Below are 13009 nucleotides of genomic sequence, written 5' to 3'. Positions count from 1 at the left end.
AAATGTCCGGTGGACATTCGGTAAAAACTAAACGCATTTTCTATCCGGGAGTACGTTTTTTCTTTTTAAACCAACTTCAGCTTTGAAAATCAGAATTACTTTTACGGATTGATTATATTTGATGGCTAAACCATTATAAATCAAAGAATACTATGAATCGTCGAACACAGAAAGTTATCGGACAGGTACTTCTTGCTATTGGGTTAACGCTCATGGTCGGTGGGATAGCCAGTTTTTTATTTTCCAATATCGAACTCAGATTTTTTGATTACCAAGTTCTCGGATATCAGGAACGTTTGTATTGGGTACTTATCAATTTTATCATTGCAACGGCTGGTGTGGTCTTTTTAAAGTTTTCCCGAATAGCGCGGGTTTAGTTGTCTAATCACATGCTTTTTTCCGGAATCGCCTAGCCCCCATAGTACCTTCTTTGCGTTGACAAATCTTTTTTTTCTTTTGAATTTTGAGATGCAACGGATATAGTAATAACAGAAGTATAGTCATTAAAAAAAGGATACCGCCTGCTTAGACGATATCCTTTTTATTTTCTTGAAACGGAATCTACATCACACCTTGCTCACTTTCTTTGTCAAGGTATTCCTGAACAATTTCTATCGCGTTGGTTACCACGTCGCTCAACGCGGTGATGAAAGTGCCTTCTTCAGCAATATTGATGGCGTGTTTGATGGCTTCCACTTCTTTAGTAATGATTTCGTGTGAAACGCTTCTTCCGGATTCACCGATTCCTTCTAGAATTAGATTGATAATTTCCTCTTCTGTTCGGCCACGCAGGTGTTTTTCTTGGCGGATGATAATGTGGTCGAACATCCGTCCGGCAATTTTTGCACATTCCTTAATGTCTTCATCACGACGGTCACCTACACCAGCAATGATTCCGATTTTCTTGGTTGCTTCAACGCTTGATAGGTAATCTTCTACACCGCGATAACCGGCAGGGTTGTGCGCAAAGTCGATCATGACCTTGAATTTCTTGAACTCGAAAATATTCATGCGTCCAGGAGTATGAGCCGCACTCGGAATGAATGTTTGCAAAGATTGGCTGATGTCTTCTGTTTTGAAGCCCCACAAATAAGAGGCAAGGGTAGCGGCCAGTGCGTTGGCAATCATGAATTTAGCTTTTCCGCCCAAAGTTAACGGCACGTGGGTCGCGCGTTCGATCCGGATTTTCCATTCGCCTTTTTTTACGGTGATGAAGCCGTTCTCGTATACGCAAACAATTTTACCTTCTTTACATAGTTTTTTAATCAGCGGATTTTCCTCATCCATACTGAAATAGGCTACGTTACAACTGAGTTCTTCCCCGATTTTTACACATTGTTCATCTTCGGCATTCAGAATCGCCCAGCCATCTTTTTTGACACTTTTGACCACGGTGCTTTTCACTCGGGCCAAATCTTCTAAAGTATGGATGTCACTCAAACCGAGATGGTCTTCCTGAATATTGGTAATAACAGCAATGTCGCAACGGCTAAAACCCAAACCTGACCGAAGAATTCCGCCACGTGCGGTTTCTAGTACTGCAAATTCTACCGTCGGATCTTTTAAAATATATTCTGCAGAAACTGGTCCGGTAGTATCGCCTTTTTCCAGCATATGGTTCTGGATGTAAATTCCGTCAGAAGTCGTGAATCCTACTTTGTAACCATTGTTCTTGACAATGTGTGCGAGCAATCGGGTAGTGGTAGTTTTTCCATTGGTTCCGGTTACGGCGATAATTGGAATTCTACTCGGTTTTCCCGGAGGATAAAGCATGTCTATTACTGGTGAAGCAACGTTTCTTGGCAAACCTTCTGACGGCGCGAGGTGCATTCTAAATCCTGGCGCAGCATTAACTTCGAGGATGCAACCGCCATTTTCTTTTAAAGGCTGTGTTAAGTTTTCGGCCATGATATCGACGCCACAAATGTCTAAGCCGATGACGCGCGAAATGCGTTCGCAAAGGAATACATTTTCAGGATGCATCATATCGGTCACGTCTACTGAAGTTCCACCGGTGCTGAGGTTGGCTGTCGATTTTAGGTAAACGATTTCGTCTTTTTTCGGAATCGAATCTACAGTATAATTCAATTTTTCAAGCAAATCTAAAGTGTCGCGATCCACATCAATTTCAGTGAGCACATTTTCATGCCCGTAACCTCTGCGCGGATCCTGATTCGTAATATCAATCAGTTCCTGAATAGTATTTTTCCCGTTTCCGACAATATGTGCCGGAACGCGTTTGGCGGCGGCGACGAGTTTGTTGTCGATAATTAAAACGCGGAAATCGAATCCGGTGATGAATTTCTCTACGATGACGCGTCGGCTGTATTTTTTAGCATATTCCAAACCGGCTTTGGCATCTTCCCAAGTAACTACGTTGATTGATGCACCTTTTCCGTGATTTCCGTCGAGCGGTTTGATTACGATTGGATAACCAATTTTTTTGATGGTGTTTTCTAAATCTTCTTCGTCTACGCAGATGCTTCCGCTGGCTACCGGAATGGAGGCGTTGTCGAGCATGCGTTTGGTTTCTTCTTTATTGCAAGCAATATCGACCGCAATGCTGCTGGTTTTTTGAGTGATGGTGGCCTGAAAGCGCATTTGATTCACACCATAACCAAGTTGTACCAGTGAATTGGTTCCGAGCCTAATCCAAGGAATGTCGCGGGCTACGGCTTCTTCAACGATACTTCCGGTTGACGGCCCGAGGCGTACCCGTTCCCGAATTTCACGCATTTTTTTGATATCGCCTTCCAAGTCGTATTCGGTTCCTTTAATAAGTGCTTCGGCAATGGCAACCGAACTCTCGGCAGCGAACAAGCCTACATTTTCTTCGGTATAACTAAACACTACATTATAAACGCCCGGTGTTTTAGTTTCGCGCGTGCGGCCGAAACCAGTTTCCATGCCGGCTAAAGTTTGGATTTCGAGGGCGATGTGTTCGATTACGTGGCCCATCCAAGTACCGCGTTCTATGCGTGAGAAGAAACCGCCACGAACACCTTCGGAGCAACGGTGCTCAATCATGGTTGGGAACATGGCTTCAATGCGCTCGCGGAAACCGTCGATTTTATTGGTGGGGTATTGCTCCATTTCTTCCAGATCGAGGCGCATCTGGATAAGTTTCTTTCTTTGGACGCTCCAGATGTTCGGACCGCGGAGCGCTTGTATTTTTAATATTTTCATTTTTAGACAACTATTTTACATTGATTTTGTTAAAATATAAAATAATTATCAAACTGAAATATTTTTTAGTGTAAAAAGTTTTAAAATGCCTTTGTCCTGTTTCGTTTATCTTGATTTACAGCGTTTTTGAAATTATAACTTTAAAGGATGAAATTGGTTTTCGTTGGATCATTCGCAAATAAAAAAGAGATAGCTCAACTACCTCTTTCCTTATTTAAACATTAAAAAAAATTATTCGCACCAAACGACCAAAGTAACTTCAATAATGCCATTAGCATTTACTAAAGCATCTGAAAGGGTTACTGTTTGAGAGCTAGTACCACAGAAATAGTCTTGGAATGAACCAAAATCATAAGTGCCAGGCAGCATATTTGTAAAACAGGTTCCTTCTTGATTATCAGTGTAAATGTATTCTCCTGTTACTGTGTTTTGGCAGTAGAATCCAGCATTGTAACTGGTAGGATTTCCTGAGTAGTCGACAGTTTTAATACAAACATTGTAGGTTTTTATGCTTTGTTTGATCACACCTATTTTAGTAATGATACTTCCTGATTTATTGTATTGTTTTGTTAGTGCCGAACGTATTGGTGTTACTAAGCTTAAAGCTAAAGTGGTATTGTTTGCTTGAATTGCTGCAGTCATTTGGTTGGTAAGATTTAGTAGTATATCATTTTGATTTACTAAATCTGTTGTCAAAGCTGTGATTGCTGTTGTAGAAAAATCAATTATTGAATTGCTTTTGGCTAAAGCAACAAAATAGTCAATTTCGTCAGCTTGATTTTGAACTTGATTGACATGATAATGCATTTTATCACTAAATAAAGTAGCGTTCGGATTTCCCAAAACGGTTAACTGCTTGACCAATAGATTAACTGCTTTTCTTGAAGATACAACTTCTTGCTGCACATTTTCAGCAGATTGAATGGCATAATTTAAATTTTCTTCTGCAACCGACTGTGCAAAAGTTTGCCCTAAGGCCAATACGGTAAATGACAACACGCAAAAAATAACTTTTTTCATGACTAAATATTTTATTGATTAGTAATAGTCAAATGTAGCTTTTGCCTGTGGGATTGGTTTTATTTGAATTTTATTTAAACATTAACAATCAGTAGGTGGGAAATAAAAATTTTTGAATTAAAAAACCATTTCGTAATGCTTGAGTAACTTGATTGAATTAAGCGATGCAAATTCTTGTGCGATGACTGTCGAGAAGTTTGTTAGGAGACTAAAAAGCTCTCGACTGCCATTGTAATGATTCCTGAGTTAATTGCCCTAGCCCTGATGATTTAGCTGCGAGTTAATGATTTTCTTAATATCAAATGCCTCGGGTGACACGAGCGGAGCGAACTGGCGCAGCATATTAAGAGGAGACCCGAGCCCAACGGGCGAATTGTATGGAACGTAGTGGAATAAAAGTTCGGTGGACTTCAGGTACAAGGCCAGATTTACATTCAAAACTATCATTTCTTGTTTCCACAAAACCCTAGCCCTGATAGCAGTGGAAAGCCCGGAGCTCTGCGAGGACTTGTAACGGATAGCAGGTTCCCGGCTCCTAAAAAAAACTGTTGATAACGCTGTGATAACATTTCTGGCAAAAACCGTTACCTGATTTGGTGAGTTTCAATTTTTGGTTATTTTTACCGCATGAACATACGAGGAAAACTTATCATTATAGGCGGCGCGGTGGACAAAGGCAGTTTTACCGAAACTGATATCGACCGCAATGCAGCCAAAAATCTGAACTTTTTTGAGGCTGGGATTTTAAAACGCATCATCAACGAATCAAAGCATAAAGAACTTTCTAGGATTGAAGTCATCACAACGGCTTCGAAAATTCCGCGCGAGATTGGGCCGGAATACGTGAAAGCACTCCATTATTTAGGGGCTGATAACGTAGATGTGTTGCATATCGAAAAACGCGAACAAGCAGTAGAACCCGAAGTTCTGGAACGATTGAAAGCCGCTGATGTCGTAATGTTTACCGGTGGTGACCAGTTGCGACTGACTTCCATTTTGGGTGGAACGGCTTTTCATGATATTTTGTTAGAGAAATACCACAACGAAGAATTTATTTATGCCGGAACTTCTGCCGGAGCAGCAGCAGCGTCGAATAATATGATTTATCAGGGCAGTAGTAGTGAAGCTTTGCTCAAAGGTGAAGTAAAAATTACCAGCGGTTTGGGCTTGATTGATGGCGTCATCATCGATACCCATTTTGTGCAACGCGGCCGAATTGGGCGTTTGTTTCAAGCTGTTGTCGGGAACCCAAAAGTGTTGGGAATTGGTCTTGGTGAAGATACCGGCTTGCTCATTACCCACAACCAGAAAATGGAAGCAATTGGTTCGGGACTTGTGATTTTGGTTGATGGACGCGAAATCAAAGACACCAATTTGACGCAAGTGGAATTGGGCCAACCGATTTCAATCAATCACCTGGTGACGCATGTGATGAGCATGAACGATACTTTCGATTTGACTACTTTTAAGATGATGATTAAATCATCGCAATATGTTTAATGGATTGTAGGACTTTAGGATTTTAAGACTGTAAGATACTACTGTCCTAAAATCTTATAATCTTACAATCTTACAATCTAAAAAATGAAACTCATCATCCACGGCGGATTTTTCTCTGAATCATCTAAAGACGATGCCACTAAATTGGCCAAACAAAATGCTTTGGAGCGCATCGTTAAAGAATCGTATGAATACCTGAAAACCCATAATGCAATTGAAACTGCCGTTTACGCGGTAACGCTTTTAGAAGATGACGCTTTGTTCAATGCCGGTATCGGTTCCCAAATTCAGAGCGATGGGAAAATCCGCATGAGCGCTTCTTTGATGGATGGCGAAATCCAGAAAATGAGTGGTGTGATTAATATAGAGGAAGTCAAAAACCCGATTCAAGTGGCGCAAGTTTTAATGGCTTATGACGATCGTGTTTTGGGTGGAAGCGGAGCAACGAATTTCGCTCGGCAACATGGTTTTGAAGTTTTTTCTACAGAAATCCCACAACGGCGCGCTGAGTTTGAAGCCAAATTGGCATCAAAAGGTTTGGGAACCGTAGGCTGTGTGGTTTTAGACCGCGATGGAAAGTTGGCCGCAGCGACTTCAACCGGTGGGAAAGGTTTTGAAATTCCGGGCCGGATTTCCGATTCGGCTACCGTGGCCGGAAATTATGCCAATCACTTTTGTGCCGTGAGTTTAACCGGTGTGGGTGAAGATATTGTGAGCAATGCCACCGCCGCTAAGATTGTCACCCGAGTCACTGACGGTTTTGCCCTGAAAGATGCCTTTGCCAAAACCTTTGATGAACTGCTGCCTTATGACGGTTTTGCAGGCGCGATTGCCATTGACTGTGACGGGAATATGTTCCATCAGGATTCGCATCCGAGTATGGTGTTTGCGAGCTTTGATGGTGAAAATTTTGAGGTTTTTAAATAGAGTAACTTTTTGCACTCGATTTTGCGTGAAGGATGGGAGCGGAAATCCTTTTGCGCCGGAGTTTATTTGGTCCGTTGGTTGGGTTGGCGCAAAAGATTGGGAGCGGACAGCCTGACCCTTGTGGGCACGCCCAAGAAAATTACCTCAATGCAGAAGTTAGTTGGAATTCTGAATGAGTTATTCGTAGGACCAATAGATTTCGTACATCTTCGTTAAACTAAAATTAGAACCGAAGCCCTTAATGCCTAGTTTCTGTATACGAACTCAGTTACTTAGCAGCGCAAAATAAATCCTGCAACCGTTTTTATTTTTCTAATCTAGTTAATGTCATTTCCCAGTTCCATTCCCAAGTTTTGCCGTCGTCTGTGGAAAAGGCTTGTGACCAAATAGGGTGTTCGGGATTGGTGGCATTCCATTGGTAAAGGACGATAATCGGGATTTTGTTGAAAACATCTCGGGTGTAGAATTTTCCCAGGCCATTTTCGAACCAACCGGTTACCGGATTTTCATCCATCGTGCCGTTGTTGCTGTCCATCCAGTATACTTTCCAGAGTTTTGTTTTTGGGTTGAATAGTCGGACGGCCATGCCTTCAAAAGGCTTGTCGTTGAATGTGGCATAATAATTTTCAATATTGCCGAGCCCATTGATGGTTTTTCTCAGGTGCAATTCGGATTCAAATTCACTCCATTCTGTGCTGTGGTTCAATCTTTCTTTTAGCATACGGTTTTGGACTTTCCATTTGCCTTCTAAGAAATCAAAATCTTTTTCAGAAGAAGTGGCGGATGGTTTTATCTCGAGTGGCTTGATGTTTTGAGTGTTTTTTTTCATTTTAACTGCTTTCTTGTCTTGACAATAGCCATTCGATGCAAGCATCATCATTGCCAGTACGAGTACTATTTTTTTTGAATTTTTCATGAGTTTTGACTGCATTAGTTGAGTAATCTGTTTAAATGTCTTTCGCTTTGAATGCCGACTTTTTGTGCTATTTCGATTCTGGATAAATCAGGGTTTTTAGAAAGTTCTTTTATTTTTTCTTTGCGGATTAAAGCAATATAGTCTGTCACGGTGGTGTTGGTTTCTTTCTTGAAAGTTCGGGTAAAGTTTCGTTCGCTCATGTGGGCAATTTCTGCCAATTCGCCCAAATTGGTTTTGAGATGAATATTTTCAATGATCCAGTCTTGTACTTTATGAATTCCGGCATGAATATGATTTCGGTATTGAAATAGTTCGCTTTCCTGATGGGCAGTTCCGTTTCGACGTTTGTAAACGACAAGCTCTCTGGCAACGAGGTGTGCAAAGTGACTTCCCTTTAATTTCTCTATGATATACAAAGTCAAGTCGATTCCTGAAGCAATGCCGGCACTAGTATAAATACCGTCAGAATCGGTAAAAAGGATATTTTCAATTACTTTAGCTTTCGGATACATTTCTTGCAGTTGCTTTGTTCTTTTGAAATGCGTGGTGCATGAAATATGGTCCAACAAACCTGTTTCTGCCAAAGCAAACGCTCCGGCGCAAATGCTGCAGAGATTTACTCCGTTTTGATAATTTCTTCTTATCCAGTTTAGTAAGTCGGTGTTTTGTTTGAATTTTTCAGATTGTAAGTAGGAGGCGTTGGAACCTGGAATGACCAAAAAATCACCTTTGCTAAAGACCACTTCGTGATAAGGAATCACATTTCCAATAGGTAAGCCTGCACTAGAAGTTATAGTATCTTTAACGCTGCAATACAAAATTTCAAATTCGGCCCCATATTCAATGGCTTCATGGATGGCTTGATCTGGTCCGGCTAAATCCATTAAATGAATTTCCGGCAGTAATAGAAAAACAAACTTAGTTGTCATGATTGAAGGTTTATTGGGTTCAAATTTACCAACTAATTACATCATTCATTAGCCATAAATAGGACATATTCGGCCATAAGTAAAAGATTGATTTGAGCAGCTACTGCGACACGAAAGAATGCTTCGCGGATCAATATAGGTTTGGTTTTAAACCAAAAGTAATCATGAAATCCGCGGTTGCGTGAAGGATGGTAGCGGAAATCCTTTTGCGCCGGAGTTTATTTGGTCCGTTGGTTGGGTTGGCGCAAAAGATTGGGAGCGGACAGCCTGACCCTTGTGGGCACGCCCAAGAAAGTAACTCAATGCAGAAGTTAGTTGGAATTGTGAATGAAGTACTTGCAGGGCTAATGGATTTGATTTATTATATTTTCCGTTTTACCTCTTTGAACTAAAATTAGAACCGAAGACCATCATGCCTAGTTTCTGTATACGGACTCAGGCACTAAGGCACTCAGCAACTCAGGCACTCATGAAAAACAAAAAACCCGCTTTTGCAAGCAGGCTTCTTTATAGTAAGTAATTTCAATCGGTGAATAAACGTTTATTTTACTTTGTTAAGGATGGCTTTGAAAGCTTCCGGGTGGTTCATTGCCAAATCGGCCAAAACCTTACGGTTAAGTTCGATGTTGTGCTTTTTCACCTGACCCATGAACTGTGAGTAAGACATTCCTTCAAGGCGTGCTCCGGCGTTGATACGCTGGATCCACAAAGCGCGGAAGTTTCTCTTGTTCTGCTTTCTGTCGCGGTAAGCGTATTGCATCGCTTTTTCCACGGCGTTCTTAGCAACGGTCCAAACGTTTTTTCTGCGGCCAAAGAAACCTTTGGCTTGCTTCATAATCTTTTTTCTTCTTGCTCTTTTAGCAACTGAATTTACTGATCTTGGCATAATTTTCTTGTTTTTTTGTAGCAGGCGCCTGAATTGAATCAAAGGACTTAAGGCCGTACTCCAAGGTTATTAAATGTTTTTAACCTAAGCTGAAAGCTGATGGCTGACAGCTAATAAGCAATTAAACGATTCTTAATTGTTGTTTAATGCTTTTCTCATCCGTTGGGTGAACTAGCGCAGCGTGTGTGAGCGCCAATTTACGTTTCTTGGATTTTTTAGTCAGGATGTGGCTCTTGAAAGCGTGCTTTCTTTTGATCTTTCCTGAACCAGTCACTTTGAATCTTTTCTTAGCGCTGGATTTGGTTTTCATTTTAGGCATTGTTCCTAGTGGTTTTTGATTTATTCTTACTTACTATTTTTTGGCTGTTAGCTGTCAGCTTTTAGCTTTTTTTTTGAAGCTAATCCCGCTATCCGCTATATCTTTTGCTCCGTTGCACTTCACAAAAGGATGCCGCTGCTATCGGGGCTAGGGCATTAGTGTTCCCAATTACTGCTCAGGCACTAAGGCACTCAGCCGCTCAGGCACTATTTCTTCTTCTTCGGAGCGATGAACATGATCATCCTTTTTCCTTCGAGTACCGGCAAGGCTTCCACTTTTCCGAATTCTTCTAAATCCTGCGCCAATCTCAACAATAAAATTTGACCTTGGTCTTTATAGATGATCGAACGGCCTTTGAAAAATACGAAAGCTTTAAGTTTCGATCCTTCTTTAAGGAATTTCTCGGCGTTCTTTCTTTTGAATTCGTAGTCATGTTCGTCAGTCTGCGGCCCGAAACGGATTTCTTTGACCGTGATCTGAGTAGATTTTGCTTTGAGTTCTTTCTCACGCTTTTTCTGCATGTAAACGAACTTCTTGTAATCGATGATTTTGCAAACCGGCGGCTCGGCGTTCGGGGAAATTTCCACCAAATCGAGTTCGAGGTCGTCAGCGAGTCTGAGCGCATCGGAGATTTTGTACACGCCCGGCTCAACGTTATCGCCAACAAGCCTTACTTCCGGTACACGAATCAAGTTATTGATGCGGTGTGCATCTTTTTTTTCTACTCTGGGTTGATAACCCTTGTTACTTCTGATTGCTATGACTTAAAAATTTAAAAGTTAAACGGTAAATATTTTTAGTGTTTTGTCAATTTCCTGCTGAACCATTTTGGCGAAGTCATCTATAGAAACGGTTACATTGCCTTTTCCTTCTTGCCCGTGACGGCGTACCGAAATGGTATTGTTCTTTTCTTCTTCCTCGCCAACAATCAGCATAAACGGGGTTTTCTGCGTTTCAGCATCCCTAATTTTACGCCCGATGGTTTCGTTCCGGTTGTCAATTAGGGCGCGAATTTCGTGATTTTCCAGCAGACTCAAAACTTTTTTCGCATAATTTTCATATTTCTCGCTCAAAGACAAGATAATAGCTTGTTCGGGCATGAGCCAAAGCGGGAAGTTTCCGGCGGTATGTTCGAGCAAAATGGCAATGAATCGTTCCATCGAACCAAATGGCGCGCGGTGAATCATTACAGGTCGGTGTAGTTTATCATCAGCACCTTTATAAGTCAGTTCAAAACGCTCCGGTAAATTGTAATCGACCTGAATCGTTCCGAGTTGCCATTGTCTTCCAAGTGCATCTTTCACCATGAAATCAAGCTTCGGCCCGTAGAACGCAGCTTCACCGTATTCCACAACGGTATTCAAACCTTTGTCTCGAGCGGCATTGATAATCGCATTCTCAGCTTTTTCCCAATTCTCATCCGAACCGATGTATTTGTCTCTGTTTTCTTGATCACGCAGCGAAACCTGAGCTGTAAAGTTTTCAAATCCGAGCGAACTGAAAACATATAGCACCAAGTCGATGACTTTCTTGAATTCCTCGTCTAGCTGCTCCGGCGTACAGAAAATATGCGCGTCGTCTTGAGTAAATCCGCGAACGCGCGTCAATCCGTGCAATTCACCCGATTGTTCGTATCTGTAAACAGTACCGAATTCCGCATAACGCTTCGGCAAATCTTTGTATGACCACGGTTTGGTGTTGTAGATTTCGCAGTGGTGCGGGCAGTTCATCGGTTTCAATAGGAACTCTTCACCTTCAGCTGGCGTGTGGATTGGCTGGAAACTATCCGCGCCATATTTCGCATAATGCCCTGAAGTGACGTACAATTCTTTCTGTCCGATATGTGGCGTCACGACTTGTTCGTAACCGGCTTTTTTCTGGGCACGTTTCAAAAACTGCTCAAGTCTGTCGCGCAAAGCAGCACCTTTTGGCAACCACAACGGCAAGCCTTGACCTACTTTCTGTGAGAACGAGAACAATTCTAATTCTTTTCCTAGTTTCCTGTGGTCGCGGCGTTTAGCTTCTTCAAGCAATTCAAGGTAATCCGTCAAATCTTTTTGTTTCGGGAATGAAACGCCGTAAACGCGGGTGAGTTGCTTGTTTTTCTCGTCACCGCGCCAGTAAGCACCGGCCACGCTCATGATTTTCATCGCTTTGATCAAGCCGGTGTTCGGAATGTGTCCGCCTCGGCACAGATCGAAGAAATTCGAGTGGTCGCAAAACGTGATCGTTCCGTCTTCGAGATTCGAGATCAGTTCGGTTTTGTATTCGTTGTCTTTATATATGGCCAACGCTTCTGCTTTAGAAACCGGGCGCATCTTGAATTCGTGTTTTTCACGGGCAATTTCCAACACGCGGTCTTCAATTTTCTTAAAATCCGCATCGGTGATTTTGTGGTTCATGAAATCCACGTCGTAGTAAAAACCGTTGTCAATCGCTGGTCCTAAAGTCAGTTTGATGCCCGGATAAATTTCCTCTAAAGCCTGCGCCATCACGTGCGAGGTCGAGTGCCAGAAAGCTTTCTTTCCTTCGATGTCGTTCCAAGTGTATAATACAAGTGAACCGTCTGTAGTCAGTGGGGTTTCTGTTTCTACGGTCGTTCCGTTAAACGAAGCCGAAATAACATTTCTCGCCAATCCTTCGCTAATGCTTTTAGCAACATCCATCGGCGTGGCGCCTGCCGCAAATTCTTTCACTGACCCATCGGGTAACGTAATCTTGATCATTATTTTTATTTTTTCAAGCGCAAATATAAGGATTAGAAAAACACATACAATAGGACGGCTGATTTTGATTTTTTAAATTCTGTTGGTTGATTCTGGGTTTAATCTGCTTTCTTTAGATAAGTATTGTTTTTATTGTTTTTGGGCGTGCCGGCGCAATGCCTCCAGTGTTTTTAAAAGAACTGAGCGCGCGCCGTCGGGCTATCCGCTGCAAGTCCTCGCTGGGGCTGCGGGCTTTTCGCTGCTATCCCTCACGCAATTTGGGTGAAGCTATCGCTTTTGGTTTTTAATTGAATTGATTCAGAGAACAACTTTTGCATCTTTGCGAGAACACCAATCTTCGTTGATTCAAGGTCTTACGGTTTAAAAGAAAGAAAACGAAAAATTTCTGTGTAAAAAGTTTGCTATAAAGTAAAAAGAGTTTTTATCTTTGCAGCCCGGTTTGCGGGGAAGGTTCTTGTAAAATACTGATAAAAAGGTTAGAGAAAATAAAATAAAAAATATTTTCAAAAAACCCTTGCAGAAGAAAAAAGAATCTTTACTTTTGCACCCGCTTTGAGAATGAAAGCGAAGAAAGAAGAAGAAACGTTCATAGACATATTG

General features: G+C 41.8%; 10 protein-coding genes. 2 read left to right on the top strand and 8 right to left on the bottom strand.

From position 1 onward, the window contains the following. Positions 1–561: 561 nt before the first annotated feature. Positions 562–3186, bottom strand: coding sequence for a cyanophycin synthetase (cphA, locus tag G4D82_RS08325; protein WP_166336552.1), 2625 nt, complete (start codon positions 3184–3186; stop codon positions 562–564). Between the two features lie 231 nt (positions 3187–3417). Then, complete coding sequence (locus G4D82_RS08320) at positions 3418–4206, bottom strand: hypothetical protein (RefSeq protein WP_166336550.1); 789 nt, start codon at positions 4204–4206, stop codon at positions 3418–3420. 627 nt (positions 4207–4833) lie between these two features. Here G4D82_RS08320 and G4D82_RS08315 point away from each other — a divergent pair. Both G4D82_RS08315 and G4D82_RS08310 read left to right on the top strand, forming a co-directional pair. Continuing rightward, entirely contained in the window at positions 4834–5706 is an 873-nt protein-coding gene (locus tag G4D82_RS08315) for a cyanophycinase (RefSeq protein WP_166336548.1), read from the top strand. 84 nt (positions 5707–5790) lie between these two features. Beyond that, positions 5791–6633 (top strand): isoaspartyl peptidase/L-asparaginase, encoded by an 843-nt coding sequence (locus G4D82_RS08310; protein ID WP_166336546.1) that lies wholly within the window; start codon positions 5791–5793, stop codon positions 6631–6633. 304 nt (positions 6634–6937) lie between these two features. Here G4D82_RS08310 and G4D82_RS08305 read toward each other — a convergent pair whose 3' ends face one another. From G4D82_RS08305 to thrS, 6 genes are all read right to left on the bottom strand, one after another. Then, a complete protein-coding gene (locus G4D82_RS08305) occupies positions 6938–7549 on the bottom strand; it encodes a hypothetical protein (protein ID WP_166336544.1) in 612 nt (203 codons plus the stop codon). 14 nt (positions 7550–7563) lie between these two features. Further along, the gene (locus G4D82_RS08300) at positions 7564–8478 is read right to left on the bottom strand and encodes a GlxA family transcriptional regulator (protein ID WP_166336542.1); all 915 of its coding nucleotides are present in this window, start codon (positions 8476–8478) and stop codon (positions 7564–7566) included. A gap of 541 nt (positions 8479–9019) precedes the next feature. Further along, positions 9020–9364 carry a 50S ribosomal protein L20 gene (gene rplT, locus G4D82_RS08295; RefSeq protein ID WP_166336540.1) on the bottom strand — a complete coding sequence of 115 codons (345 nt, stop codon included), beginning with the start codon at positions 9362–9364 and terminating at the stop codon, positions 9020–9022. Between the two features lie 121 nt (positions 9365–9485). Further along, positions 9486–9683, bottom strand: coding sequence for a 50S ribosomal protein L35 (rpmI, locus tag G4D82_RS08290; RefSeq protein WP_166336538.1), 198 nt, complete (start codon positions 9681–9683; stop codon positions 9486–9488). Between the two features lie 206 nt (positions 9684–9889). Beyond that, on the bottom strand, positions 9890–10444 hold the full coding sequence (infC, locus tag G4D82_RS08285) for a translation initiation factor IF-3 (protein ID WP_394352288.1): 555 nt from the start codon (positions 10442–10444) through the stop codon (positions 9890–9892). A gap of 18 nt (positions 10445–10462) precedes the next feature. Then, positions 10463–12409, bottom strand: a complete 1947-nt coding sequence (gene thrS / locus G4D82_RS08280; protein ID WP_166336536.1) for a threonine--tRNA ligase — start codon at positions 12407–12409, stop codon at positions 10463–10465. Positions 12410–13009 lie beyond the last annotated feature (600 nt).

Source organism: Flavobacterium lotistagni (assembly GCF_011392125.1).
In the GTDB taxonomy this organism is placed as follows: Bacteria; Bacteroidota; Bacteroidia; order Flavobacteriales; family Flavobacteriaceae; genus Flavobacterium; species Flavobacterium lotistagni.
This window is presented reverse-complemented; position numbering and strand designations above follow the sequence as displayed.

Excerpts from the sequence above, each read along its gene's own strand:
- cphA (WP_166336552.1), bottom strand. The coding sequence starts at position 3,186 with ATGAAAATATTAAAAATACAAGCGCTCCGCGGTCCGAACATCTGGAGC.
- G4D82_RS08320 (WP_166336550.1), bottom strand. The coding sequence starts at position 4,206 with ATGAAAAAAGTTATTTTTTGCGTGTTGTCATTTACCGTATTGGCCTTA.
- G4D82_RS08315 (WP_166336548.1), top strand. The coding sequence starts at position 4,834 with ATGAACATACGAGGAAAACTTATCATTATAGGCGGCGCGGTGGACAAA.
- G4D82_RS08310 (WP_166336546.1), top strand. The coding sequence starts at position 5,791 with ATGAAACTCATCATCCACGGCGGATTTTTCTCTGAATCATCTAAAGAC.
- G4D82_RS08305 (WP_166336544.1), bottom strand. The coding sequence starts at position 7,549 with ATGAAAAATTCAAAAAAAATAGTACTCGTACTGGCAATGATGATGCTT.
- G4D82_RS08300 (WP_166336542.1), bottom strand. The coding sequence starts at position 8,478 with ATGACAACTAAGTTTGTTTTTCTATTACTGCCGGAAATTCATTTAATG.
- rplT (WP_166336540.1), bottom strand. The coding sequence starts at position 9,364 with ATGCCAAGATCAGTAAATTCAGTTGCTAAAAGAGCAAGAAGAAAAAAG.
- rpmI (WP_166336538.1), bottom strand. The coding sequence starts at position 9,683 with ATGCCTAAAATGAAAACCAAATCCAGCGCTAAGAAAAGATTCAAAGTG.
- thrS (WP_166336536.1), bottom strand. The coding sequence starts at position 12,409 with ATGATCAAGATTACGTTACCCGATGGGTCAGTGAAAGAATTTGCGGCA.